The 23695-nt window shown below is 72.6% G+C and carries 21 protein-coding genes; 13 read left to right on the forward strand and 8 right to left on the reverse strand.

Features of this window, described 5'->3' with window-relative positions:
• Positions 1-20: 20 nt before the first annotated feature.
• Positions 21-686 carry a bifunctional DNA primase/polymerase gene (locus ACFYXA_RS24850; protein WP_351094312.1) on the reverse strand — a complete coding sequence of 222 codons (666 nt, stop codon included), beginning with the start codon at positions 684-686 and terminating at the stop codon, positions 21-23.
• Between the two features lie 516 nt (positions 687-1202).
• Here ACFYXA_RS24850 and ACFYXA_RS24855 point away from each other — a divergent pair.
• The 4 genes from ACFYXA_RS24855 (at position 1203) to ACFYXA_RS24870 (ending at position 7071) form a co-directional block, all read left to right on the forward strand.
• On the forward strand, positions 1203-2708 hold the full coding sequence (locus ACFYXA_RS24855; protein ID WP_352252001.1) for a PP2C family protein-serine/threonine phosphatase: 1506 nt from the start codon (positions 1203-1205) through the stop codon (positions 2706-2708).
• A gap of 87 nt (positions 2709-2795) precedes the next feature.
• Positions 2796-4265 carry an aminopeptidase P family protein gene (locus ACFYXA_RS24860; protein ID WP_389036449.1) on the forward strand — a complete coding sequence of 490 codons (1470 nt, stop codon included), beginning with the start codon at positions 2796-2798 and terminating at the stop codon, positions 4263-4265.
• A 19-nt stretch (positions 4266-4284) separates the two neighbouring features.
• Complete coding sequence (locus ACFYXA_RS24865; protein ID WP_389036452.1) at positions 4285-5682, forward strand: PLP-dependent aminotransferase family protein; 1398 nt, start codon at positions 4285-4287, stop codon at positions 5680-5682.
• Positions 5683-5790: 108 nt separating this feature from the next.
• A complete protein-coding gene (locus ACFYXA_RS24870; protein ID WP_389036455.1) occupies positions 5791-7071 on the forward strand; it encodes an MFS transporter in 1281 nt (426 codons plus the stop codon).
• 174 nt (positions 7072-7245) lie between these two features.
• Here ACFYXA_RS24870 and ACFYXA_RS24875 read toward each other — a convergent pair whose 3' ends face one another.
• Both ACFYXA_RS24875 and ACFYXA_RS24880 read right to left on the reverse strand, forming a co-directional pair.
• Positions 7246-8073, reverse strand: a complete 828-nt coding sequence (locus tag ACFYXA_RS24875) for a triphosphoribosyl-dephospho-CoA synthase (protein ID WP_389036459.1) — start codon at positions 8071-8073, stop codon at positions 7246-7248.
• Positions 8074-8246: 173 nt separating this feature from the next.
• Entirely contained in the window at positions 8247-8750 is a 504-nt protein-coding gene (locus ACFYXA_RS24880; protein ID WP_352251959.1) for an ATP-binding protein, read from the reverse strand.
• 242 nt (positions 8751-8992) lie between these two features.
• Here ACFYXA_RS24880 and ACFYXA_RS24885 point away from each other — a divergent pair, with 242 nt between their 5' ends.
• The 9 genes from ACFYXA_RS24885 (at position 8993) to ACFYXA_RS24925 (ending at position 19090) form a co-directional block, all read left to right on the forward strand.
• Positions 8993-9859 (forward strand): hypothetical protein, encoded by an 867-nt coding sequence (locus tag ACFYXA_RS24885; protein WP_389036462.1) that lies wholly within the window; start codon positions 8993-8995, stop codon positions 9857-9859.
• A gap of 128 nt (positions 9860-9987) precedes the next feature.
• On the forward strand, positions 9988-10737 hold the full coding sequence (locus tag ACFYXA_RS24890) for a YcnI family protein (protein WP_389036465.1): 750 nt from the start codon (positions 9988-9990) through the stop codon (positions 10735-10737).
• A 79-nt stretch (positions 10738-10816) separates the two neighbouring features.
• Positions 10817-11467, forward strand: a complete 651-nt coding sequence (locus ACFYXA_RS24895; RefSeq protein WP_352251953.1) for an SCO family protein — start codon at positions 10817-10819, stop codon at positions 11465-11467.
• Positions 11464-11922: a copper chaperone PCu(A)C gene (locus ACFYXA_RS24900; RefSeq protein ID WP_352251951.1), complete on the forward strand. Its 459-nt coding sequence runs from the start codon at positions 11464-11466 to the stop codon at positions 11920-11922. Before ACFYXA_RS24895 ends, ACFYXA_RS24900 begins: the two co-directional genes overlap by 4 nt.
• Positions 11923-11965: 43 nt before the next feature.
• The gene (locus ACFYXA_RS24905; RefSeq protein ID WP_389036469.1) at positions 11966-14131 is read left to right on the forward strand and encodes a copper resistance CopC/CopD family protein; all 2166 of its coding nucleotides are present in this window, start codon (positions 11966-11968) and stop codon (positions 14129-14131) included.
• A gap of 8 nt (positions 14132-14139) precedes the next feature.
• Positions 14140-15441 carry an iron uptake transporter deferrochelatase/peroxidase subunit gene (gene efeB, locus ACFYXA_RS24910; RefSeq protein WP_389036472.1) on the forward strand — a complete coding sequence of 434 codons (1302 nt, stop codon included), beginning with the start codon at positions 14140-14142 and terminating at the stop codon, positions 15439-15441.
• A 112-nt stretch (positions 15442-15553) separates the two neighbouring features.
• Entirely contained in the window at positions 15554-16486 is a 933-nt protein-coding gene (pheA, locus tag ACFYXA_RS24915; protein WP_389036475.1) for a prephenate dehydratase, read from the forward strand.
• Between the two features lie 526 nt (positions 16487-17012).
• Positions 17013-18290 carry a serine--tRNA ligase gene (serS, locus tag ACFYXA_RS24920; protein ID WP_351094291.1) on the forward strand — a complete coding sequence of 426 codons (1278 nt, stop codon included), beginning with the start codon at positions 17013-17015 and terminating at the stop codon, positions 18288-18290.
• Complete coding sequence (locus ACFYXA_RS24925; RefSeq protein ID WP_389036478.1) at positions 18287-19090, forward strand: HAD family hydrolase; 804 nt, start codon at positions 18287-18289, stop codon at positions 19088-19090. The genes serS and ACFYXA_RS24925 overlap by 4 nt, the downstream gene beginning before the upstream one ends.
• Positions 19091-19535: 445 nt before the next feature.
• On the opposite strand, the gene ACFYXA_RS24930 is transcribed toward ACFYXA_RS24925, so the two are convergent.
• The 5 genes from ACFYXA_RS24930 to ACFYXA_RS24950 form a co-directional block, all read right to left on the reverse strand.
• The gene (locus ACFYXA_RS24930) at positions 19536-19829 is read right to left on the reverse strand and encodes a hypothetical protein (RefSeq protein WP_352251943.1); all 294 of its coding nucleotides are present in this window, start codon (positions 19827-19829) and stop codon (positions 19536-19538) included.
• 191 nt (positions 19830-20020) lie between these two features.
• Positions 20021-20740, reverse strand: coding sequence for an ABC transporter permease subunit (locus ACFYXA_RS24935; protein WP_351094285.1), 720 nt, complete (start codon positions 20738-20740; stop codon positions 20021-20023).
• A gap of 10 nt (positions 20741-20750) precedes the next feature.
• Positions 20751-21662, reverse strand: coding sequence for an ABC transporter ATP-binding protein (locus ACFYXA_RS24940; protein ID WP_130439257.1), 912 nt, complete (start codon positions 21660-21662; stop codon positions 20751-20753).
• A complete protein-coding gene (locus ACFYXA_RS24945; protein WP_352251937.1) occupies positions 21659-22567 on the reverse strand; it encodes an ABC transporter permease in 909 nt (302 codons plus the stop codon). The genes ACFYXA_RS24940 and ACFYXA_RS24945 overlap by 4 nt, the downstream gene beginning before the upstream one ends.
• A complete protein-coding gene (locus ACFYXA_RS24950) occupies positions 22557-23522 on the reverse strand; it encodes an ABC transporter ATP-binding protein (RefSeq protein WP_352251999.1) in 966 nt (321 codons plus the stop codon). Before ACFYXA_RS24950 ends, ACFYXA_RS24945 begins: the two co-directional genes overlap by 11 nt.
• Between the last annotated feature and the right edge of the window lie 173 nt (positions 23523-23695).

Below are 23695 nucleotides of genomic sequence, written 5' to 3' on the forward strand. Positions count from 1 at the left end.
CCGGCGCGCGCCCGACACCCTCACAACTCGGGCGCGCTCACACCCGTACGAGTGAGGGCGTCGACGACCGCGTCCACCACGGCCTCCACGTCGGGCACCCACGGAGTGGCCGAGCCGGGCAGCGGGGCCCGCTCCCAGCGGATCTCCCCCTGGCCGGTCTCGGACGGGGGCAGGGCGAGGTAGCCGCCGTCGCCGTGGAAGCGCAGCGAACCGGGCACGTGGTCCTTGGCGTACAGCAGCTCGCCCAACTGCTCCATGCCGTAGGGGCGGACGAGGATCGCCCAGCGGGTGGGCGAGGCGACGACCGGGCCGAGTCGCATGCCGTCGCGGTCGAGCGCGGCGAGCGCGCGGGAGGCCGCGAGGGCGGGCAGGCTGACCGCGCAGGGCGCGCTGCCGCCGGTGGCCAGGACGATCGGGGCGGCCGGCCGGTCCGTCCACCACCAGCGCACCATGCGCGCGTCGGTGGTGGCCGCCAGGAGGCCGGGGTCGAAGGGGTGAGCGCCGGGGACCGGGCACTTGGGGTCGGGGCAGCCGCAGCGGGACGCCGCCTGCGGGTCCGCCGTCACGCCCGGGAGCACGGGCCACTGCCATTCCGTCGCGAAGGTAAGGGCCGCGTCGATCGCCTCAGGCCCCCCGTCGCTGCGCTGGGACAGGAGCCTGCGTCGCCTTCCGAGGATCTCGCGCATGAGCGCTCGTTCCTTTCCGTTGCACCGCTGGCAACACCGTGGGCCACATCACATCGTGTGTCGATCACTTCACTGTGCGTACCTGTTGGCGCATCACACCCCTGTCGTGGACAAGGGGAACCCCTGGGGGCCGAACATCGGCTGCTTCCGCGGCCACTGGCATCCATACTGCGCCCATCGTGAACATGGGCCTGGCGTAGGGGTGGCGAAGTCTGGCGTTTTTGCGCTCCGCGTACTGCTCTCCGCCTCCGCCACGGGAGGATGGGGCACGGTCGTCGGTGGCTAAGACGCCCGGGTCGGTCACCAGGTTCCGGGTGGCTCCCGACGACCTCTGGTCCTTACCGAGTACGTACCCATCACGACCGCTGTGACGCTCCGTCGAGCAAGCCCAGTCGACCGCAGTCACCCGTCACCTCAGGCAGTTTCAAGCCAACTTCGTTGTTTCGCAAGGGAGCCGGAGGAAGCGTGCCCGACGAAGTCGCCGACCCCACTGACACCGGCGATCCCAGCAGGACAATGCTGGACATCCCCTCTCGAGTGCGTGTACATGTGGAGACACTGCTAGCGGCGCAGAACGACATGGGGGTTTGCGATGCTTCCCAGCAATACGCACCGGTCCGAGAGCCGGACGCCATGAACGCCCCCCACCCTTCGAAAGTGGCCGGAATCGATTCAACGGTTCCCCCGCCCGCACACACTGTCGCGCCCGCGCCCGCAGCCCCGCCCGCCCCACTGGCCCCGCCCGCCGCGGGAGCGCTCCTCCAGGACCGTCTGGCCGGCTGGGTCTCGGATCTGACCACCCTCCACGAACTCACCGAGCGTCTGGCCCGCACCGACTGCCTCGCGGACGCCCTCCAGGAACTGCTGCGCGCCGGGTCCGCCCTCGTGGGCGCCCGGCGCGGTCTGGTCGTGCTGGAGCCCGCCGACGGGCTCGGCCCGGACACCACGATCGGCCTGGGCCTCGGCCGCGCGGACCTCGGGCACATCGAGACCGTCCCGCGCAGTTCCACGGCGTACGGGCGCATCCTCGACGGACTGCCCGGCGGCGACGGCGACATCGCCCAGCCCGACCTGTTCGCCGAGGACGGCCTCGACCCCCGCCACCGCGAGGTGGCCGCCCGCCTCGGCTACGCCGCCAGCTACGCCCTGCCGCTCGCCGGCGAACGCGCCGGCCGGCTGGGCGCCGCGGTCTGGCTCTACGACGAGCCCGCCGAGCCGGACGAGCGCAGACGCCACCTGGTCGGCCTGTACGTGCGGCACGCCGCCGAGCACCTCGCCCGGCTCCTGGAGGTCGAGCGCACGCGCGCGTCCATGGCCACGATGACCGAGGAGCTGCTGCCCTCCCGGCTGCCGAGGGTGGCCGGCGTGCAGCTCGCCGCGCGGCACCGCACCGGGCCGCGCGGGGGCGGCGACTGGTACGACGCGCTGCCGCTGCCCGACGCGGCCCTCGGCCTGGCGGTCGGCTCGGTCACCGGCTCCGGGCCCAGCGCCGTCGCCGCGATGGGCCGGCTGCGCGCCTCGCTGCGGGCGTACGCCGTGATGGAGGGCGAGGACCCCGTCGCCGTCCTGTCCGACCTGGAGCTGCTGCTGCGGCTGACCGAGCCCGCCCGCTCCGCCACCGCCCTGTTCGCCTACTGCGAGCCCGCGCTGCGCAAGATCACCCTGGCCGGAGCCGGACACTGCCCGCCGCTGCTGGTCGGCGAGCGGCGCACCGAGTTCGTCGAGACGTCCGTGTCCGCCCCGCTCGGCATGCTCGCCTGCTGGGAGGCGCCCAGCGTCGAGGTGGAGGCCGCAGCCGGCGAGACGGTCCTGCTCTACAGCGACGGTCTGCTGCACCGCACCGGCGACTGCGTCGACCGCGCCTTCTCCCGGCTGCACGCCGCGGCGGCCGGGGTGCCCCGGGCGCTGCGCCACGACCCCGGCGCGATCGCCGACCACGTGCTGCGCACGGTGCTGCCGGACGGCGCGGCCGACCAGGACAGCGCGGAGGACGTGGTGGTGCTGGCGGCTCGGTTCGACTGACGGCGGCCGAGGTCTTCCTCCTCCTGGGCCCCCTTCCGTACGACCGTACGATGGACGGGGTCCAGTGCCTTACCTAGGAGGATGACCGTGGCCGATGAGCTCACCCCGGAGACCCCGGAAGCTGAGTCCGAGGAGCCCGTCAAGCAGCGCAAGAACGGCCTGTACCCGGGGGTGTCCGACGAGCTCGCCGAGAACATGAAGTCCGGCTGGGCCGACACCGAGCTGCACGGACTGGAGCCGATCGCCCAGGCCGCCGAGACCGCCGCCCGCCGGGCCGCGCTCTCCGCGCGCTTCCCCGGCGAGCGCCTGGTGATCCCCGCGGGCAACCTCAAGACCCGCTCGAACGACACGGAGTACCCCTTCCGGGCGTCCGTGGAGTACGCCTACCTCACGGGCAACCAGACCGAGGACGGCGTCCTGGTCATGGAGCCCCGGGGCGAGGGCCACACCGCGACGATCTACCTGCTGCCGCGCTCCGACCGCGAGAACGGCGAGTTCTGGCTCTCCGGCCAGGGCGAGCTGTGGGTCGGCCGCCGTCACTCCCTCGCCGAGGCGGAGCAGCTGTACGGCCTCCCCGCCTCCGACGTGCGCGAGCTGGCCGAGGCGCTGCGCGAGGCGAGCGGCCCGGTGCGCGTCGTGCGCGGCTACGACGCGGGCATCGAGGCGGCGCTGACCGACAAGGTCACCGGCGAGCGCGACGAGGAGCTGCGCGTCTTCCTCTCCGAGGCCCGCCTGGTCAAGGACGAGTTCGAGATCGGCGAGCTCCAGAAGGCCGTCGACTCCACCGTGCGCGGCTTCGAGGACGTCGTGCGTGTCCTGGACAAGGCGAAGGCCACCTCCGAGCGCTACATCGAGGGCACGTTCTTCCTCCGCGCGCGCGTGGAGGGCAACGACGTCGGCTACGGCACCATCGCCGCGGCCGGTCCGCACGCCTGCACGCTGCACTGGGTGCGCAACGACGGGCCCGTGCGCCCGGGCGACCTGCTGCTGCTGGACGCGGGCGTGGAGACGCACACGTACTACACCGCCGACGTCACGCGCACGCTGCCCGTCGACGGGCGGTTCAGCGACATCCAGAAGAAGATCTACGACGCGGTGTACGACGCCCAGGAGGCCGGCATCGCGGCGGTGCGGCCGGGCGGAAAGTACCGCGACTTCCACGACGCGGCGCAGCGGGTGCTGGCCGAGCGGCTCGTGGAGTGGGGGCTCGTCGAGGGGCCGGTGGAGCGGGTGCTGGAGCTCGGCCTCCAGCGGCGCTGGACGCTGCACGGCACCGGGCACATGCTCGGCATGGACGTCCACGACTGCGCCGCCGCCCGCGTGGAGTCCTACGTCGACGGGACGCTGGAGCCGGGCATGGTGCTGACCGTCGAGCCGGGGCTGTACTTCCAGGCCGACGACCTGACCGTCCCGCAGGAGTACCGGGGCATCGGCGTGCGCATCGAGGACGACATCCTGGTCACGCAGGACGGCAACCGCAACCTGTCCGCCGGGCTGCCCCGCAGGTCGGACGAGGTCGAAGCGTGGATGGCCGCGCTCCAGGGGTCCCAGGGCTGAGCCCTTTCGGACGTGATCCATGGCTGATCACGCCGACGGTGCGGTTCCGCTCGCCCTCGGGGGCGCCGGTGTGGACCTGCACCTGGAGGCGGACCCCGCCGAAGGGCGTCGCGCCGGGCTCGAACGGGCCCTGCGCGACGCCGTGCGCGACGGAAGGCTGGCACCCGGGACGCGGCTGCCGGCCACCCGGCTGCTCGCGGCCGAGACCGGCATCTCGCGCAACACGGTGAAGGCCGCCTACGACCAGCTCGTCGCCGAGGGCTACCTGATCGCCCGGCAGGGCTCGGGCACCCGCGTCGCCGCCCTGCCCCACCGCCCCGCCGAGCCGTCCGGCGCGGCCGCGCACGCGGGTGCGCCGCGTTTCGACCTGCGGCCCGGCAGCCCGGACGTCGGGACGTTCCCGGCGGCGGTCTGGCTGCGTTCCCTGCGCCGGGCGATCGCCGCGGCGCCGTCGACGGCGTACGACTACGGCGAACCGCGCGGGCGGGCGGAGCTGCGTACCGCGCTGTCGGAGTATCTGGGGCGGACGCGGGGGGTGATCGCGCCGCCGGAACGGATCGTGATCACTTCCGGGTCCGTGCAGGGCCTCGCGCTGCTCACGCGCGTGCTGGGGGGCGGGCCGGTGGCCATGGAGGACCCCGGGCTGCCCTTCCACCGCGAGGTCGTGCGGCACAACGGCGGGGAGGTGACCGCGGCTTCGGTCGACGACCTCGGGGTGCGCACGGAGGAGCTGGGAGCGGGCGTGCGGGCCGTCGTCGTGACACCCGCGCACCAGTACCCGACGGGTGTCACCCTGCATCCGGCGCGCCGACGGGCTCTGACGGACTGGGCACGCGCGTGCGGCGCGCTGATCGTCGAGGACGACTACGACGGCGAGTTCCGTTACGACCGCCAGCCCGTCGGGGCGCTCCAGGGGATGGCGCCGGGTCAGGTCGTCTACCTCGGCACCGCCTCCAAGACCCTCGGGCCCGCGTTGCGGCTCGGCTGGATGGTGCTGCCGCCGGCGCTGGTCGACGCGGTCGCCGACGCCAAGCTGCACAGCGACCACCACACCGAGTCCATCGGCCAGCTCGCCCTCGCCGACCTCATCGCCGGCCACGCCTACGACCGCCACATTCGTGCCTCCCGGCTGCGCTACCGGCGCCGCCGGGACCTGCTCCTGGACCGGCTCGGTGCTCACCGGGGCGTGCGCGGGGTGGCAGCGGGGCTGCACGCGCTGGTGGAGGTCGACGACGAGGCGGAGGTGCTGGCGCGCGCGGAGGCGGAGGGCCTGGCGGTCGGCCGGCTCGGCGAGCACTGGCACACCGCACACGGCGCGGGCCGCCCGCAGGGGCTGGTGGTCGGCTACGGGACGCCCCGCGAGCGGGTCTATCCGGAGGCGCTGGAGGTACTGGCGAGGGTGCTGGGCGGGGGCTGACGCGAGACGGCCGATTGGGCGCGGCGCGCCGGCGGCCCTGATTGGACCACTGAGACGTCGTCGGATTGGTGCTGTCGACAGGTCCACCCGGCTTCTAGCGTCGTCGGCATGAGGACTCCTCCCCCGCAACGCCTTCTCGCCCTGGCCCAGTTGAGCAACTCGGTCGGGGACGGCGCCTACTACACGACGTCGGCCCTCTACTTCACGCAGATCGCCGGACTCGCTCCCGCGCGCGTGGGACTCGGGCTGACCGTGGGGTGGGCGGTCGGCTCGCTGGCCGGGGTGCCGCTCGGACGGCTCGCCGACCGGCGCGGGCCGCGCGGCACGGCGGTGCTGCTGGCGCTGGCGACCGGGCTGGCGGTGGCGTCCTTCACGCTCGTGCGGGACTTCCTGCCGTTCGTGCTGGTGGCGTGCGGGTACGCAGCGGCGCAGTCCGGGCTCGCGGCGGCGCGGCAGGCGCTGCTGGCCGGGCTGGTGCCCGCCAGGGAGCGGACCGGGCTGCTGGCGCGGTTGCAGGCGACGCTCAACGCCGGTCTGGCGGTCGGGGCAGGCCTCGGCGGGCTCGCCCTGCACGCCGGGAGCAGGTCGGCGTACGTCGCGGTGTTCGTGGTGGACGCGGTGAGCTTCCTGGTGTGCGCACTGCTGTTGCTCGGGCTGCCCCGGGTACCGTCCTCGGCGGAGTCTGCCGTGTCCGCCGTGTCTGCGGCCTCCATCGCCTCTGCGACCGAGGGGCGTGGGCGGCTCGGCGGTGTGCTGCGGGACCGGCCGTACGCGGTGGTCGCGCTCCTCAACACCGTGCTGCTGCTGCGGCTTCCGCTGCTCAGTCTCGTGCTGCCGCTGTGGATCACGTCGCGGACCGGGGCGCCGGCGTGGCTGGTCTCCGCGCTGTTCGTGCTCAACACCGCCGTGGTGACGCTCTTCCAGGTGCGGGCGGCGCGCGGGGTGACCGGCCTGGACAGCGCCACACGCGTGTTGCGCCGCTCGGGGTGGGTGATGTGCGCGGCGTGCGCGGTGTTCGCCCTGTCGGCGGGAACCTCGCCGTGGGTCGCGGCGGGCGTGCTGGTGCTGGGGGCCTTGCTGCAGGTCGTGGCGGAGATGGGGCAGTCGGCGGGGTCCTGGCAGCTCTCCTTCGACCTGGCCCCCGCCGACCGAGTCGGCGAGTACCAGGGTCTCTTCGGCACCGGAGTCACCGTCGCCCGCACCCTGGGTCCGCTCCTCCTGACCTGGCTCCTCGTCGAATGGGGCACCCCGGGCTGGCTCCTGCTGGGGACGGCCATGCTGGCGGCGTCCTACGCCATGGGCCCGGCGTCCCGCCACGCGGCGAGGGCGGGCGAGGTGAGCCGCACGCGGGGGCTGACACCGGCGAGCGTGGTGACGCCTCGCTGCTGACTTCCGCTCGGAGTCGGGGCGGTCGTGCCGCTGGGGGAGGACGGGGGAGGACCGCAGCTGAGCGTTTCACGTGAAACAACCGAAGAAGCTCCTACGCCGCTGCTCGGGTGTAACGGCAGCACCCCGCCGGAGCCGCCTCGCAGCAGCCGCCATACCCACGCGCGCCGGGTCGCGTCACACCCCCCGCGCACCGACCGGCAGCGCGTCCACGAACAGCGCGCCGGCCAGCAGCCCCGCACTCCCCCGCGGACTCCATCCCCGCGCCACCAGATCCGCGTCGAACACCGCCAGCGCCTCCCAGCCCTCCCTCGTAGCCGCACCGCCCGCCTCCAGCACGCCCCGAGCGCCCGCCTGCACATGCCGTAGGCCCACCGGTCCCGCGACATGCAGCAGCTCCGTGTCCTGCAGCGTGGACATCACCGTCAGCAGAGCGTTCAGACGGGCCTGCGTCTCCGTCGCCCCGGCCGACCGAGCCGCCCCGAGCGCGCCCACCGCCCGCCTCACATGCGGAAAGCCGGCCCGAGCCTCCCCCCGCGCCCCCGCCGCCCCGTACTTCGCCGACACCGTCGACCCCCGCGACGGGCGACGCGGAGCGCCCCGGTCGGGATGGGCGGCGATCCGCTTCGCCGTCGCGGCCACCTCGTCCCCCCGCGCGCGTGGATCGAGGGCGGCCGCCGCGACCAGCAGGCCGAGCGTCCACAGCGCGCCCCGGTGCCCGCCGCCGGTCAGCCCCACCGAGTGCTCGGCGCACCGCCCGATCGCGCCCAGCTCGGCGCGCAGCCCGGGCGAGGGCTCGCCGGTGCGGCGGGCGGCGGCAGCCATGGCCGCGAGGCCGGGGGCGAGCGCCTTGGCCGACCAGCGCAGCCCGCGGTGGTCCCGCCGGGTCGCGCCGGCGGCGAGGTCGCGCGGGTCGGGCAGCCCGGGCTTGGGGGCCAGGGCCAGCTGTCCGGTGAGCGCGGCCACCGCGGCCTGCGCGAGCGTCTCGTCCTCACGGCTGGTCATCGCCAGCGCCTCAGGAGGACGACGAGGGCGCGGCGCCGGATGAGGGTCTTGTCCTTGTGGTTTCCCGTCATAGAACACGCAACGTAGAAGCGCTGCCCGTCAGGTGCATGGGCCGCCGCTGTGGGACGCCTGTGAGTGGCTCCCCGCGCCCGGACGATCTCCCCGCGCACCCCTCAGACCGCCATCAGCGGTGCGTCCTTCCGCCACTTGAGGATCTTGTCGAAGCTCACCACGGCTCCGGCCCGGCCCGGCTTGTTGCCGATGTGGACGTGGTCGGCGAGCTCCCGGATGAGGTAGAGGCCGCGGCCCTGCTCGGCGTCGACGCTCACCGGCACGGGGGCAGGAGCGGGCGCCGGTGCCGGGGCAGCGGTGGGCACCGCGGCGAGGGGAGGGGCGGGGCGTTCGGGGGTGAAGCCGGGACCGGAGTCGGCGACCTCGATGCGGCACTTCTCGCCGTCGAGGTAGGCGGTCACGCTGTACGCCTGCGAACAGTCGCCGTGAGCGGTGTCCCCGCCGTGCTCGACCGCGTTGGCGCAGGCTTCGCTCAGCGCGACGGAAAGGTCGTAGGAGACGTCGGGATCGACGCCCGCCGTCTCCATGGTGCCGAGCAGCAGGCGCCGGGCGAGCGGCACGCTCGCGGCCTCGCGCCGCAGATGGAGTGACCACCAGATGCTCATGCTCCAGCCTCCCGGCCGCGGCTCGACATACCCCTACGTATTGCCGCCATGGGCGCTGAGTAAGCGCGGATCCCGCGTGATGCCGCCCATACGGTGGGCGCGCGGGCCGCCGGATCCGGTGTATGTGGGGGCCCGGGGGAACAGGGGGCGGCTGTCACACCAGAGGGTGATCTTCCGCGTGACCGGGACCTTGTGGACCTGCCGTGTGGCCGCGGTGAGGCCAGTGCGATGATGAGCCCGCCATGTTCCACCGCCCCCTGCGCACGACGCGCTCCGGAGACGATCTCCGGCTGCTGCGGGCCGCGATGTTCGCCGCGGTCTGCGTCGTGCTGGCCGCGGCCGGTCACACCATGGCCTCCTGCGCGACGGTCCCGCTGTGGACGCTGGGCGCGGGGTTCCTGGGGGTCCTCCTCGTCGTGGCGCCGCTCGCCGGGCGCGAGCGCTCACTGCCGGGCATCGCCGCGCTGCTCGCCCTCGGCCAGACCGTGCTGCACGCGCTGTTCGGACTGGGCCAGCACGGGACGACGGCCGTCGCGTCCACGTCGAGGACCGTCTCCGACGCCGCGCTGGTCGAACAGGCCGCCCGCCTGGTGTGCGGGAGCACCGCAGCGGCGATCACGCCCTCCCAGGCGCTGAGGATCCTCGTCGAGGCGCGGGTCCGCCCGGCCGGCGGCGCGGGTGCCGGCCCCGACAGCGGCGGCACGGTCATGAGCGGCGGCATGGGCATGAGCTCCGCGCATCACACCGCGGACGCCCTGTCCACCGCCGGTTCGACGACGTCGCTGCTGCCGTCCCTGCCGATGATGCTCGCGCACCTCCTCGCGGCCGTCGCCGCGGGCTGGATGCTGCGGCGGGGCGACACCGCCCTGCTGCGCCTGACGGAACTGTCGGCGCAGGGCGTCGCCGAAGGGGCGCTCATACGGTCCCTGCGCGGGGCGTTCGCCCTGGCACGCGCCCTGTACGCGGGACTGGGCGCCGCGCCGCAGGAAGGCCCCCGCCCCCCGCGCCCCACTGCGTCCACGCTTCCCAAGCCGCCCGCCGACGCACTCCAGCACACGGTGATCAGGCGCGGCCCGCCGGCCGCCGCCGCTCTCGTCCTCGCTGCCTGACGCGACGCGACCAGCACTCCACCACACGGGGGGCGGCCGCCGTCGTCGCGGCACGCGCGCGTGCGCACACTCGCGTGCTCACGTCCCACCACCGTCACCTCTCACTCAGAGTGGAGTGCTTCGCTGTCATGAAGGCTTCTCGTCTCGCCGCCGTCGCCGCCGGCTCCGCCGTCGCCGTGTTCGCCCTGTCGTCGCCCGCCTTCGCGCACGTCACCGTGCAGCCGGAGGGCACCGCCGCCAAGGGCGGATACGCCGTCGTCAACTTCCGCGTCCCCAATGAGCGCGACAACGCCTCGACGGTCAAGCTGGAGGTCAACTTCCCGACCGACGCCCCGCTCGCCTCGGTGCTGCCGCAGGACGTGCCGGGCTGGAAGATCGCCGTCACCAAGAGCAAGCTCGCCAAGCCGCTCGACCTGCACGGCCGGCAGATCTCCGAGGTCGTCTCCAAGGTCACCTGGACCGCGGACGGCAAGGGCATCGAGCCCGGCCGCCTCCAGCAGTTCCCTGTTTCCATGGGCGCGCTGCCCGAGAAGGCCGACCAGGTCGTCTTCAAGGCGATCCAGACGTACTCCAACAAGGAGGTCGTGCGCTGGATCGAGGTCCAGGAGAAGGGCAAGGAGGAGCCCGACACCCCGGCCCCGGCGCTCACCCTGTCCGAGGCCGCCGACGGCCACTCCCACGGCGCGGCCGCCGCTGACTCCTCCGACGACGCCGACGACGCCAAGCCGGCCGCCGCCGCCACCGAGGCCTCCGACTCATCCGGCGGCAGCGACACCACCGCCCGCGTCCTCGGCGTCGTCGGCATCGTCGTCGGCGCCGCCGGTGTGGCGTACGGCGTGCTCGCCGGCCGTCGCCGCGGCGACTCCTCCGCCTCCTGACGCCAGGCCGTCCGCGGCGCGTGCCGGGCCGGCGCGGCCCGGCACGCGCCGGACTCCACCACACCCAGGACTTCTCCCCATGCGCAAGAAGAAGCTCGCCGCGGCCGCTCTGCTCGCCGCGGCCACCCTGACCCTCTCCGCCTGCGGAAGCGACAAGGACGACGCCGGCCCGGCCGCCGTCGTCTCACAGGAAGGTCCCCAGCAGGCCGCGACCGTCCTCGACCAGCCCTTCACCAAGCCGAACCTGGTCCTGACCGACACCCAGGGCAAGAAGTACGACCTCCGCAAGGAGACCGCCGGGCGCCCGACACTGGTGTACTTCGGCTACACCCACTGCCCCGACGTCTGCCCGCTGACCATGAGCAACATCGCCGTCGCGAAGAAGCAGCTGCCCAAGGCGGAACAGGACCAGCTGCGCATCGTGTTCGTCACCACGGACCCCCAGCGGGACACCCCCGCCGCGCTCGGCTCCTGGCTCAAGGGCATCGACCCGCAGACCGTCGGCCTCACCGGCGACTTCGCCGGCATCCAGGCCGCCGCGCGCACCCTCGGCATCACCATCGAGCCGCCGCACAAGGACAAGAACGGCAAGACGGTGTCGACGCACGGCACCCAGGTCATCGCCTTCTCCCCGAAGACGAACGGCGGGTACCTTCTCTACCGCGAGGGCGTCACCGTCGACCAGTACGCCAAGGACCTGCCCAAGATCATCAAGGGGCAGACCCCGTGAAACGGTTCGCCACCGCCACCGTCGCCGTCTCGGCTCTGACCGGCGCCCTGGTCCTCGCGGGCTGCGGCTCCGGCGCGTCCGCCGCCGAACTGTCCGTGAGCGCCGCCTACATGCCGCAGCCGGTCTCCGACAGCATGGCGGCCGGCTTCCTCACGATCACCAACGAGGGCGGCGCCAAGGACGAGCTGACCTCCGTCACCAGTGACGTCGCCGGCAGCGTCACCGTCCACGAGACGGTCGACGGCGCCATGCAGGAGGTCGACTCGCTCGACGTCCCCGCCCACGGGCAAGTGGTGCTCGCCAGCGGCGGGAACCACCTGATGTTCGAGAAGCTGAAGCGCAAGCCGAGGCAGGGCGAGAAGGTGAGCCTGAAACTGCACTTCGCCGAGTCCGGGACCGTCGAGGTCGCGATGCCGGTGGAATCCGCCACCTACACCCCGAAGACCGGGCACTGAAGGGCTCCGAGGGCCCCTGAGCGCCCCTGAGGGAAGGACCGCCTTGACCCACCAGACCACCGCTCCCCGACTCCGGACGCTGGTGCTGCTGCTCCTGGCCGTCGCCGGCGCGCTCCTCGCCGCCGCCGGGCCGGCCTCCGCGCACGCCGCGCTGACCGGCAGCGACCCCGCGCAGGGGACGGTGGTCGACAAGGCGCCCACCCAGGTGTCGCTCACCTTCTCCGAACAGGTCGCGTTGAGCGGCGCCTCGCTGCGCGTGCTCGACCCCAAGGGCACACGCGTCGACACCGGCGAGCCGACCAACGTCAGCGGCACCACGTACGCCGTGCGGTTGCACCCGGGGCTGCCCGACGGCACGTACACCGTGACCTACCAGGTGGTGTCCGCCGACAGCCATCCCGTCGCCGGCGCCTACACCTTCTCCATCGGCGCCCCCTCCGCGACCAGCGTCCCGGCGTCCGCGCAGGAGGCCGGCGGCGGGGTCGTCGGCGGGCTGTACGGGTTCGGACGGTACGCGTCCTACGCCGGGTTCATCGTCATGGTGGGCGGGGCCGCGTTCGTGCTGGCCTGCTGGCCGGCCGGCACCGGGGTGCGCGCTCTGCAGCGGCTCGTCGTCTCCGGCTGGCTCGCGCTCACCTCGGCCACCCTGTTCCTGCTGCTCCTGCGCGGCTCCTACACCGGGTCCGGCAAGCTCGGCGACGTCTTCGACCTCGACCTGCTCGGGCAGGTCCTCCAGACCAAGACCGGCGCCGCCCTCGTCTCCCGGCTGCTGCTGCTCGCGGCGGCCGCGCTCTTCATCGCCGTCCTGTTCGGCGCCTACGACAAGCGCGAGGACGACGAGAAGCGGGACCTGACCTTCGGGCTCGCGATCGGCGGGACCGTCGTCTCCGGCGGGCTCGCGGCGAGCTGGGCGATGGCCGAGCACGCCTCCACCGGGCTCCAGCCGGGCATCGCGATGCCGGTGGACATCGTCCACCTGCTGGCCGTCGCCGCCTGGCTGGGCGGACTGTGCGCACTGCTCACGGCGCTGTACCGGGCGGAGAACCCGGTGGAGCCGTCGGCCGTCCGCCGGTTCTCGAAGGTCGCCTTCGGCAGCGTGACCGCCCTCCTCGCGACGGGCGTCTACCAGTCGTGGCGCCAGCTCGGCTCCTGGTCGGCCTTCACCGAGACCCGCTACGGGCAGCTCCTGCTCGTCAAGATCGGCCTCGTGGCCCTGCTCGTCGGCATCGCCTGGATCTCCCGCCGCTGGACGGCCCGGCTGGCCGAACCGTCGGCCTCACGGCAGCAGGAGGCGGCGACGGCTGAGGAGACCGCGGGGGCGGCGGCGCTCGAGGAGCGGGCGGGGGCGGCGGCTGCCGGGCGCACGGACTCTCCCGGGCGCGAGAGGCCGGCGGCAGAGGAACAGCCGGCCGAGCTGACCGAGGCCGCCTCCCTCGAGGCCGAGGCCGCCGGGAAGGCGTCGAGCGAGGAGGCCGGGGCGGCCGGTGCGGCCGAGCGGACCGGGTCTGACCCGGGGGCAGGGGCGGCCGAGCGGGCAGGGTCGAGCACGGGTGCGGCGAAGGCGTCCCCGAGCGAGGCGGAGTCCGGTTCGGGTGCGGGTGATTCCGGCTCGGGCGACGCCGGCACGGCCGATGCCCGGCGGGCCGCGCAGCTCGCGCGGCAGCGTGCCGCCGTCGACGCCGCGCGGCAGAAGCGGCTGCGGGACGCCGACCCGAACCGTTCCGGGCTGCGCCGCTCGGTGCTGGCCGAGGCCGGCGTCGCCGTGGTGCTGCTCGCCGTGACCACCGCCCTGACGTCCACCGAGCCCGGCCGTACCGAGCTGGACGCCAAGGCCGCCACGGCCGCCGTCGCGTCGTCGGACGCCGCGGGAGCCGTCACCCTGGACATGTCCTTCGACACCGGCGGCGCCAACGGCAAGGGCGTCGTCAGCGTCGACATCGACCCGGCGCGGATCGGCGCCAACGAGATGCACGTCTACGTCACCCGCCCCGACGGCCGCGCCTACGACGTCCCCGAGGTGAAGGTCGCCTTCACCCTCGAAGCCAAGAGCATCGGGCCGCTGCCCGTCACCCCCGACCACATCACCACCGGCCATTGGTCGGCCGACGGAGTGCAGATCCCTGTGGGCGGCGAATGGCAGGTCGCCGTCACCGTCCGGACCTCCGACATCGACCAGGTGACCGTCTCCAAGAACGCGCAGATCGGCTGAACCCCACCATGCCCGAACAGACCAGCCCGGTGACCCCCGCCCCCGCGACCAAGGCGTCCGCCGAGAAGTCGCCCTCCGCCGAGCCCTCCGCCGAAGGCCTGACCCGGCGCAAGCTGCTCGGCACCGCCGGCGCCACCGGGCTCGTGCTCGGTGCCGCGGGCGGCGCCGCCGGCTATGCCGCCGCGCCGGCACAGGCGGCCCCGCTGTCCTCGATCGGGTCGGAGCAGGCGCTGTTTCACGTGAAACACCAGCCCGGCATCACCCAGGGGCTCCAGGCCCGGGGCCATCTCGTCGCCTTCGACCTCATGGCGGGCGCGGGCCGCAAGGAGGCCGCCGCGCTGATGCGCCGCTGGTCGCAGACGGCGCAGCGGCTGATGGCGGGAGAATCCGCCCCGCACGACGACACCGACGTGGCCCGCGACGCCGGCCCGTCCTCGCTGACGATCACTTTCGGCTTCGGCCACAGCTTCTTCACCCGCACCGGTCTGGAGAAGCAGCGTCCTGTCTCCCTGGATCCCCTGCCCGCCTTCTCCTCCGACCAGCTCGACCGGTCCCGCAGCGACGGCGACCTGTGGGTGCAGATCGGTGCGAACGACGCCCTCGTCGCCTTCCACGCCCTGCGCGCGATCCAGAAGGACGCGGGCAGCGCGGCCCGTGTGCGCTGGCAGATGAACGGCTTCAACCGCACGCCGGGCGCGACCGCCCACCCCATGACGGCCCGCAACCTGATGGGTCAGATGGACGGCACGCGCAATCCCAAGCCTGCCGAGCCCGACTTCGAGAAGCGGATCTTCGTGCCGGCCTCGGGGTCGAACGACCCGGCCTGGATGGCCCACGGCTCCTACGCCGTCGTACGCCGGATCCGGATGCTCCTCGACGACTGGGAGAAGCTGTCGGTCCCAGCGCAGGAGCAGGTCATCGGGCGCCGCAAGTCCGATGGAGCGCCGCTGACCGGGGGCTCCGAGACGACCGAGATGGACCTGGAGAAGACCGACGCCAACGGCGATCTGGTGGTCCCCCTCAACGCGCACGCGCGCATCACCCGGCCCGACCAGAACGGTGGCGCGGCGATGCTGCGACGCCCGTTCTCGTACCACGATGGCATCGACCGGGACGGCACCCCGGACGCGGGCCTGCTCTTCGTCTGCTGGCAGGCCGATCCGCTCCGCGGTTTCGTCACCGTGCAGCGCAAGCTGGACCGCGGGGACGCGCTGTCGAAGTACATCCGGCACGAGACCAGCGGGCTGTTCGCCGTGCCCGGCGGGGCCGCCGAGGGCGAGTACGTAGGTCAGCGGCTGCTGGAGGCGTGAGGATCCCCGCGAACCGCCGTGGCCGGTGCGGGGTTACGCGGGTTCACTCGCCTGAGGGGTCGGTGTGAGAGACGGGTCCACCCGATCCCGCAAGGCCCATTAGGGTGAGGTCATGCCAGCGAGCTACGCCTATCTCGGCCCCGAGGGCACCTTCACGGAGGTCGCCCTGCGCACGCTTCCCGAAACGGCCACCCGGCAGTTGGTCCCCTATGTGTCCGTGCAGTCCGCGCTGGACGCGGTGCGCACCGGCGAGGCCGAGGCCGCGTTCGTGCCGATCGAGAACTCCGTGGAGGGCGGGATCACCACGACCCTCGACGAGCTCGTCGCGGGCACGCCGCTGATGATCTACCGCGAGGTCCTGCTGTCGATCACCTTCGCGCTGCTGGTCCGTCCCGGCACGAAGCTCGCGGACATCAAGACGGTCACCGCCCACCCGGCCGCCCAGCCGCAGGTGCGCAACTGGCTGAAGGCCCATCTCCCGGACGTCGTCTGGGAGTCGGCCGCCTCCAACGCCGACGGTGCGCGTCTCGTCCAGGAGGGCCGCTACGACGCCGCCTTCGCGGGCGAGTTCGCGGCCGCCCGGTACGGCCTGGAGGCCCTGGAGACGGAGATCCACGACGCGGAGAACGCGCAGACGCGGTTCGTGCTGGTGGGCCGTCCGGCCCGGCCCCCGGCGCCGACCGGGGCGGACAAGACCTCCGTCGTGCTCTGGCAGCGCGACGACCATCCGGGAGGGCTGCGCGACCTGCTCGGGGAGTTCGCGACCCGCGGCATCAACCTCATGGTGCTGCAGTCCCGGCCGACCGGCGCCGGCATCGGCAACTACTGCTTCTGCATCGACGCCGCCGGCCACATCACCGACCGGCGGATGGCCGAGGCGCTGATGGGGCTGAAGCGGATCTGCCGCGATGTGCGGTTCCTCGGCTCGTACCCGCGCGCGGACGCGGTGGCGGCGGACATCCCCGCGCCGCTGCCCGGAACCTCGGAAAGCGAGTTCGTCGCGGCGGCGGACTGGGTGGCACGCTGCCAGGACGGCCGTTTCTAGATCCGTTCTGCATATCTTCGTTATCCACAGGCGTTATCCACAGGTTGGCTTCTCGACCTGGGGACAAGTCGACATCGATGGGCCGTCCGGTCGACAAATCGCCCTACAGGCCGCACGCGCGGCCAGGGCGGCACACGTCACCCTTAGTCCATCTGTTTCCCTCGATCAAGCCTTTAGGGTGACCCATTTCCACTCGAAAGTGGGGGTGCAGTCGGTACGGAACGGGAATTCCGCACCACTCGACCCGCTCTCGGAATGATCAATTCCAGTGTCCACAGATCTTTCGCACACCCTGTGGATAACTTTCCCCCAGCCTGCATTCCCTGTGGACAACGACGGCCCAAGTCGCCCCCCACGCAAGGAAGTCGGGTCAACGCGCCGAGCGGGGCCTGCCTCGTCCCAGGGAGTGAGACACTTTCCCTTGACTCGTTCGGCAATTGCCTCACACCCGCCCGTAAGCCGCGAATCGCCACCGCGGGGAATAGTGAGTCGTGAGCGCTCACGCCGCACCGGTAGCCTTGACCGCGTGATTGACCTTCGCCTGCTCCGTGAGGACCCCGACCGTGTGCGCGCGTCCCAGCGCGCCCGTGGAGAGGACGTCGCGCTCGTCGACGCTCTCCTGTCCGCCGACGAGCGGCGCAGGTCGTCCGGCGTCCGCTTCGACGAGCTCCGCGCCGAGCAGAAGCAGCTCGGCAAGCTCATCCCCAAGGCCTCCGCCGAGGAGAAGGCCGAGCTGCTCAAGCGCGCCGAACAGCTCAAGGCCGACGTCAAGACCGCCGACACCGAGCGCGACGCCGCCGACGCCGAGACCCAGGAACTGCTGCTCAGGCTCGGCAACCTCGTCCACCCCGACGTGCCCGTCGGCGGCGAGGAGGACTTCGTCACGCTGGAGACGCACGGCGAGATCCGCGACTTCACCGCCGAGGGCTTCGAGCCGAAGGACCACCTCGAGCTCGGCCAGATCCTCGGCGCGATCGACGTCGAGCGCGGCGCGAAGGTCTCCGGCTCCCGCTTCTACTTCCTCACCGGCGTCGGCGCCCTCCTGGAGCTCGCCCTGGTGAACGCGGCGATCGCGCAGGCGACGGCGGCCGGCTTCACGCCGATGCTGACGCCCGCCCTGGTGCGCCCGCAGTCCATGGCCGGCACCGGCTTCCTCGGCCAGGCCGCCCAGGACGTCTACCACCTCGACAAGGACGACCTCTACCTCGTCGGCACCTCCGAGGTCCCCCTCGCCGCGTACCACATGGACGAGATCATCGACGCCGAGCGGCTGCCGCTGCGCTACGCGGGCTTCTCCCCCTGCTTCCGGCGCGAGGCCGGCTCGCACGGCAAGGACACCCGGGGCATCTTCCGCGTGCACCAGTTCGACAAGGTCGAGATGTTCACGTACGTCACTCCCGAGGACTCCCAGGCCGAGCACCAGCGCCTGCTGGAGTGGGAGAAGCAGTGGCTGACCTCGCTGGAACTGCCGTTCCGCGTGATCGACGTCGCCTCCGCCGACCTGGGCTCCTCGGCCGCCCGCAAGTTCGACTGCGAGGCGTGGATCCCCACCCAGGGCAAGTACCGCGAGCTGACCTCGACGTCGGACTGCACCGAGTTCCAGTCCCGCCGTCTGTCGATCCGCTACCGCGAGGGCAAGCAGGTGCGCCCGCTGGCCACGCTCAACGGCACGCTGTGCGCCGTCCCGCGCACCATCGTGGCGATCCTGGAGAACCACCAGCAGGCCGACGGCTCCGTGCGCGTGCCCGAGGTGCTGCGGCCCTACCTCGGCGGGCGTGAGGTGCTGGAGCCGGTGTCCAAGTGAGCGAGGGCTTCCCCCACCGGCTCATCGCCACCGATCTCGACGGGACGCTCCTGCGCTCCGACGAGTCGATCGCGCGGCGCACCCGCGACGCTCTCGCCGCGGCCACCGCGGCGGGGGCGGCCCACATCGTCGTCACCGGCCGCGCGGTCCCCTGGACCCGCCACATCCTCGACGCACTGGGTTACGACGGTCTGGCCGTCTGCGGCCAGGGAGCCCAGGTCTACGACGCCGGCGCGCACCGCCTGCTGACCTCGGTCACCCTGGACCGGCAGCTCGCCGGGGTGGCGCTCGCCAAGATCGAGGCGGAGGTCGGTCCGCTGTACCTGGCGGCTAGCCGCGACGGACTGGACGGGGACGTCCTGGTCGGCCCCGGCTACTCGGTCACCGGCAAGCTCCCGGCGACGCCGTTCACCGACGCGTCGGACCTCTGGTCGGCGCCGCTGAACAAGATCTACATCCAGCATCCCGAGCTCTCCGACGACGACCTCGCCGAGGCGGCCCGCCGTGCCGCCGGCGGCTTCGTCACCGTCGCCCTGGCCGGCGCGGGCATCGTGGAACTGCTCCCCCTCGGCCTCTCCAAGGCCACGGGGCTCTCCCTCGCCGCCCGCCGCCTCGGCCTCAAGTCCGCCGACACGATCGCCTTCGGCGACATGCCCAACGACATCCCGATGTTCGCCTGGGCGTCCCGAGGCGTGGCCATGGCCAACGCACACCCCGAACTGAAGGCGGTGGCGACCGAGGTGACGGCTTCGAACGAGGACGACGGCATCGCGCTGGTGCTGGAGAAGCTGCTTCCCTGACGGGTCCCCGCACCGCTCGCACCGAGCCCCGGGTCACCGCCGGGGATCAGGTCCGGGGTGGGGCGGCCTCACGCGGCAGTGATGTCGCGTGCTCGAAGCGGCCGCCCCCGGGCAGCTCCCCGTGCGGGGCGGGCTCGGACGGAGCGTGTGACCGCTCCGGAGCCCGCCGCGGGCTGCCCTGCCGGGAGCCGGACGTCATGCCGTGCATGGGCGTCGTCCCGCTCCTCCCCGGTTCCTGACACCGGCCCTCGCCGGCGTTGCGGACATCACCACTGTGCCGGGCGGACGAGTGGGACGCCACCGAATAAAACGGCCGTTCGACACAAGGCCGGTGACCTGCGCGGAGGTGAGAGACGACCACCCGCTGACCGGACGCCAGATCCCCGACGTCGACCTGAGGACCGGTGAGGGCCGCCGTCGCGCGACCCCGGGATGCTCCGGGCGTCTACCGGCGCCGCCACCTCCACCGGCGCGCCTTGCTGAAGAACCAGCCGGCCTGCGGCTCGTCGGACCGCCACGGCTGCGGCTCGGGCTGCTCGGCGCGCCAGCGGGCCGCGAGCATCCGGGCGCGGGCGGACGGCTCCGACGTCCCGGCGGCCCGTATGAACTCCTCGTCCAGCACCAGGCCGTCCCAAGCCGCGTCCGAGGCCCCGCCCCCGGCCGGACCGTCAGCCGGCCCGTCGGCCGGTCCGCGCTCGCCCCGCTCCCGGCTGCCGTGCCCCGCCGTCTCGTCCGCCACAGCAGTCCTCCCCTCCGCCGGTGTCCCTCTTCGCGCTCCTTGACGCCGCTTGGGGTCTCTTGATGCCCCTTGGCATCGGTTGACGCCTGTTCACGTCGTTCGCGAGTCTTCGCCCAGTGTGCCGGGGCCGAGGTGAAGCCACCGTCAAGAGGTGGCTGCCCCTCGGCCCGCCCGGAGCGCGTCCCGTCGGCCTACTCCTCGCCGGCCAGCGTCAGCGACCGCAGCTTCTGCCCCGCGAACCAGGTGGCCAGCACGGTCACCGCGACCAGCAGGACGGTCGCCGTGGTCAGCCCGACGTCGGAGCTGATCAGATCACCGCCGGCCACCTTGTCGGCGACGGCCAGCGACCACTGCTGGACGCTGAGCGTGCGCGCGCCCGCCACCAGGGAGCCGAACAGGGCCTCCCAGACGAGGGCGTAGACCAGCCCGAACACCACCGCGTGCCGCGACACCGTGCCGAGCAGCAGGAAGAGCGCGGCGTAGGCGATGGAGGAGACCAGCGCGGCCACCGTGTAGGCGACGGCGATCTGCTGGCCGTTGCCGTTGAGGATGAAGCCCGCGATCAGCGTCGGCAGCGCCGAGAACACCATCGTCACCGCTATCGCCACGATCAGCTTGGTGAAGATGATCGTCGGCCGCTTCAGCGGCTTGGACAGCAGGTAGACGACCGAGCCGTCGTCTATCTCCGGGCCGATCGCACCCGTGCCGGCGATGACTCCGATGATCGGCACCATGGTGGCGAGCGCGAGCCCGCCCAGCAGATCGGACGCGGTCTGGTCGTCGGCGCCCGCCAGGGCGCGCACCAGCACCGAGATCACGATCAGCAGCATCGGCAGCGCGCCGAGGATGAGGGCCCGGCGACGGCCGAGCAGGGCCCGGTAGGTGAGCCGGGCGACGGTGGGGTCGTACATCTTCGGCCTCCTACGCCGCGACAAGATACGAGAAGACGGACTCGAGGGACTCGTCGGACGGCGACACCGTGAGCAGGCGGATGCCGTTGTCGCGCGCCACTCTCGGCAGCAGCGTCGTGAAACGCCCGAAGTCGACGGCCTGGATGCGCAACGCCCCTTCGGCGACGTCCACTTCGATGCCCGATGTCGACGGGTCGGCGATCAACGCGGCCGCGAGGGCGCGGTCGTCGCTGGAACGCACCAGGTAGCGGTGCGGGCGGTCGGTCATCAGACGGCGGATCTTGCGGAAGTCACCGCTGGCCGCGTGGCGCCCGGCGACCACGACCTCGATGTGCCAGGCGAGTTGCTCGACCTCTTCGAGGATGTGTGACGAGAACAGCACCGTGCGGCCCTCGTCGCCCATGCGCCGCAGCAGGTCCATGAGCTGCATCCGCTGACGGGGGTCCATTCCGTTGAACGGCTCGTCGAGCAGGAGCAGGGAGGGCTCGTGGACCAGGGCGGACGCCATCTTCACGCGCTGCCGCATGCCCTTGGAATACGTCTGGATCTTGCGGTCCTGCGCGTACTCCATCTCCACCGTGGCCAGGGCCCTCTGGGCGGCCTTGGCGCCCAGGCCGTGCAACTCGGCGTTGGCGACGACGAATTCGCGGCCGGTGAGGAAGTCGTACATCGCCTCGCGCTCGGGGACGATGCCGATGTGCTTGTAGATCGCCTCGTTGCGCCAGACCTGCTGTCCGTCGAGGGTGACGGTGCCGGTGGAGGGCGCGAGGAAGCCGCCCATCATGTTGATCAGGGTGGACTTCCCGGCGCCGTTGGGGCCGAGCAACCCGGTGACGCCGGGGCCGATGGTCATGGTGATGTCGTTGACGGCGACCACGTTGCCGAACCAGCGGGAGACGTGATCGATGGAGAGCGTGGTCACAGGCCCACCTTCCGGTAGCGGCGCATCAGGAGCCCGTAGCTGGCGGCGATGAGGCCCAGGGTGGCAAGGACGTACACAGCGCCCTCGCCCGTGGAGGGGCCGATCCCGCCCGGGAAGGCGGAGGAGGCGCCGAGGAACGCGGACTGCACCCCGTCGATCAGCGTGACCGGCGAGAACAGGCCTATCCACCGGGTGGCGCCGGTGCTGCCCTGGGCGTCGGCGATGGCCTGGAGGGTGGAGACCGCGCCGTAGGAGATGGTCAGGACGGCGATGACGGCGGCGATGCCGAACCCGCGGCGCGGAGTGACCGCGGCGATGACCAGCCCGAGGCCGGCAAAGAGCAGGGAGAGCAGGGTCACGGAGACCAGTCCCTGGGCGAATCCCTTGGTCTGGTCGGCGAAGTCCAGCTTGGCCAGCAGGGCGCCCACGTAGAGCACCAGCAGGGGTGCGGCGGTGAGGATGAACAGCGCCGAGGCGAGCGCGGCGAACTTGGCGCGCACGTAGTCGGCGGTCTCTATCGGCCGGGAGAAGTACAGCGGCACGGTCTTGAAGCGCAGGTCGCGGGAGACGGACTGGGGGGCCTGCGAGGCGACGTACAGGCTGATGACGGCCTGCATGACGATGGCGTAGCGGGTGTACTCCAGCGGCAGCTCGGTCGCCTTGGTGGCGACCGCGACGGCGACCATGATGGCCGCGGGCACGCACATCACCACGAACAGCAGCATGGGCAGCACCTTGGACTTCACCGAGCGGCCGAGGCCGTAGGCGCCGCGCAGGGACTGCGAGTAGAGGGAGCGGCGGGCGTAGGAGCGGCCCAGGCGGGGGCCGTCGTAGCTGCGGTAGCCGATGTTGTGGATGCGGGTCTGGTCACCCGGGAGGGTGGGTGCGGGGTGCTCAACCGCCATGGCCGACGGCCTCCTTCCGTTGTGCGTCGCCGTCCTTGAAGACCTCGGAGATGTGGTGTCGGCGCTGTTCCATGCGCACCAGTCCGAGGCCGAGCTCGGCCACCAGGTCGCGCACCACGTCGTAGGTCTCCTCGCCCCGGGCGGTGAGCAGCAGGATGTGGCCGGCGCCCGGCAGGCCGCTGTCGCCGTCGAGGACGTCCACTCCGCGCGCGTGGAGCGCCTCGCGGACGGCGCGGGTGCCGTCGGGGTGCTCGTCGGTGTCGGTGACCTCGATTGCGAGGGTGGTGGTGGTCTGGGTGAAGTCGGTGGTGGAGCTGGAGCGCAGGAGCTTTCCGCCGTCGACGACGACGACGTGGTCGCAGGTGCGTTCCAGTTCGCCTAGGAGGTGGGACGTGACCAGCACCGAGATGCCGAAGTCGGTGTGGATGCGCCGGATCAGGCCCAGCATCTCGTCGCGGCCGACCGGGTCGAGGCCGTTGGTCGGCTCGTCCAGGAAGACCAGCTGCGGGTCGTGGACGAGGGCCTGGGCGAGCTTCACCCGCTGCTTCATGCCGGTGGAGTAGCCGCCGATGGGGCGGTAGCGCTCCTCGTACAGACCGACATGGCGCAGTGTGTCCGCGGTGCGCTCTCGGGCGGCGGTGGGCGGCAGGCCGGACATGCGGGCCATGTGCACGACGAACTCGGTGGCCGAGACGTCGGGCGGCAGGCAGTCGTGCTCCGGCATGTACCCGACGCGCTCGCGGATGGCGGCGCCCTTGGTGGCGACGTCGAGGCCGAGCACTTCGGCGCGGCCCTCCGAGGCGGGGGACAGACCCAGCAGGATCTTGATCAGCGTGGACTTGCCGGCTCCGTTGGCGCCGACGAGTCCGGTGACACCGGGCCCGACGTCCACGGACAGCCGGTCGAGCGCGGTCACCCGGGGGAACCGCTTGCTCAGGCTTTCGGTAGCGATCACAGTCACGTCTTCGACATTAGTGACGCGCGCCACGTCAGTCGTCAGACCGGAGAGCCGTCTTCGCATCAACCTTCAGAAGTAGGGGAACGTAGGGGAACCCCTGCCTGAGAGTTACGGGAGGGGTGGCTCCGGCGCGGGAGTCGCCCTATTGACGATGCGTCTAACGACTGTCA

This window comes from Streptomyces sp. NPDC002566, from assembly GCF_042889585.1.
Lineage (GTDB): Bacteria > Actinomycetota > Actinomycetes > Streptomycetales > Streptomycetaceae > Streptomyces.

What these genes read in the sequence shown, in the direction of transcription:
- ACFYXA_RS24880 (WP_352251959.1), bottom strand. Translation starts at nt 8,750, where the DNA reads ATGAGCATCTGGTGGTCACTCCATCTGCGGCGCGAGGCCGCGAGCGTG.
- ACFYXA_RS24875 (WP_389036459.1), bottom strand. Translation starts at nt 8,073, where the DNA reads ATGACCAGCCGTGAGGACGAGACGCTCGCGCAGGCCGCGGTGGCCGCG.
- ACFYXA_RS24865 (WP_389036452.1), top strand. Translation starts at nt 4,285, where the DNA reads ATGGCTGATCACGCCGACGGTGCGGTTCCGCTCGCCCTCGGGGGCGCC.
- ACFYXA_RS24885 (WP_389036462.1), top strand. Translation starts at nt 8,993, where the DNA reads ATGTTCCACCGCCCCCTGCGCACGACGCGCTCCGGAGACGATCTCCGG.
- pheA (WP_389036475.1), top strand. Translation starts at nt 15,554, where the DNA reads ATGCCAGCGAGCTACGCCTATCTCGGCCCCGAGGGCACCTTCACGGAG.
- ACFYXA_RS24855 (WP_352252001.1), top strand. Translation starts at nt 1,203, where the DNA reads ATGCTGGACATCCCCTCTCGAGTGCGTGTACATGTGGAGACACTGCTA.
- ACFYXA_RS24895 (WP_352251953.1), top strand. Translation starts at nt 10,817, where the DNA reads ATGCGCAAGAAGAAGCTCGCCGCGGCCGCTCTGCTCGCCGCGGCCACC.
- efeB (WP_389036472.1), top strand. Translation starts at nt 14,140, where the DNA reads ATGCCCGAACAGACCAGCCCGGTGACCCCCGCCCCCGCGACCAAGGCG.
- ACFYXA_RS24890 (WP_389036465.1), top strand. Translation starts at nt 9,988, where the DNA reads ATGAAGGCTTCTCGTCTCGCCGCCGTCGCCGCCGGCTCCGCCGTCGCC.
- ACFYXA_RS24870 (WP_389036455.1), top strand. Translation starts at nt 5,791, where the DNA reads ATGAGGACTCCTCCCCCGCAACGCCTTCTCGCCCTGGCCCAGTTGAGC.
- ACFYXA_RS24850 (WP_351094312.1), bottom strand. Translation starts at nt 686, where the DNA reads ATGCGCGAGATCCTCGGAAGGCGACGCAGGCTCCTGTCCCAGCGCAGC.
- ACFYXA_RS24945 (WP_352251937.1), bottom strand. Translation starts at nt 22,567, where the DNA reads ATGGCGGTTGAGCACCCCGCACCCACCCTCCCGGGTGACCAGACCCGC.
- ACFYXA_RS24935 (WP_351094285.1), bottom strand. Translation starts at nt 20,740, where the DNA reads ATGTACGACCCCACCGTCGCCCGGCTCACCTACCGGGCCCTGCTCGGC.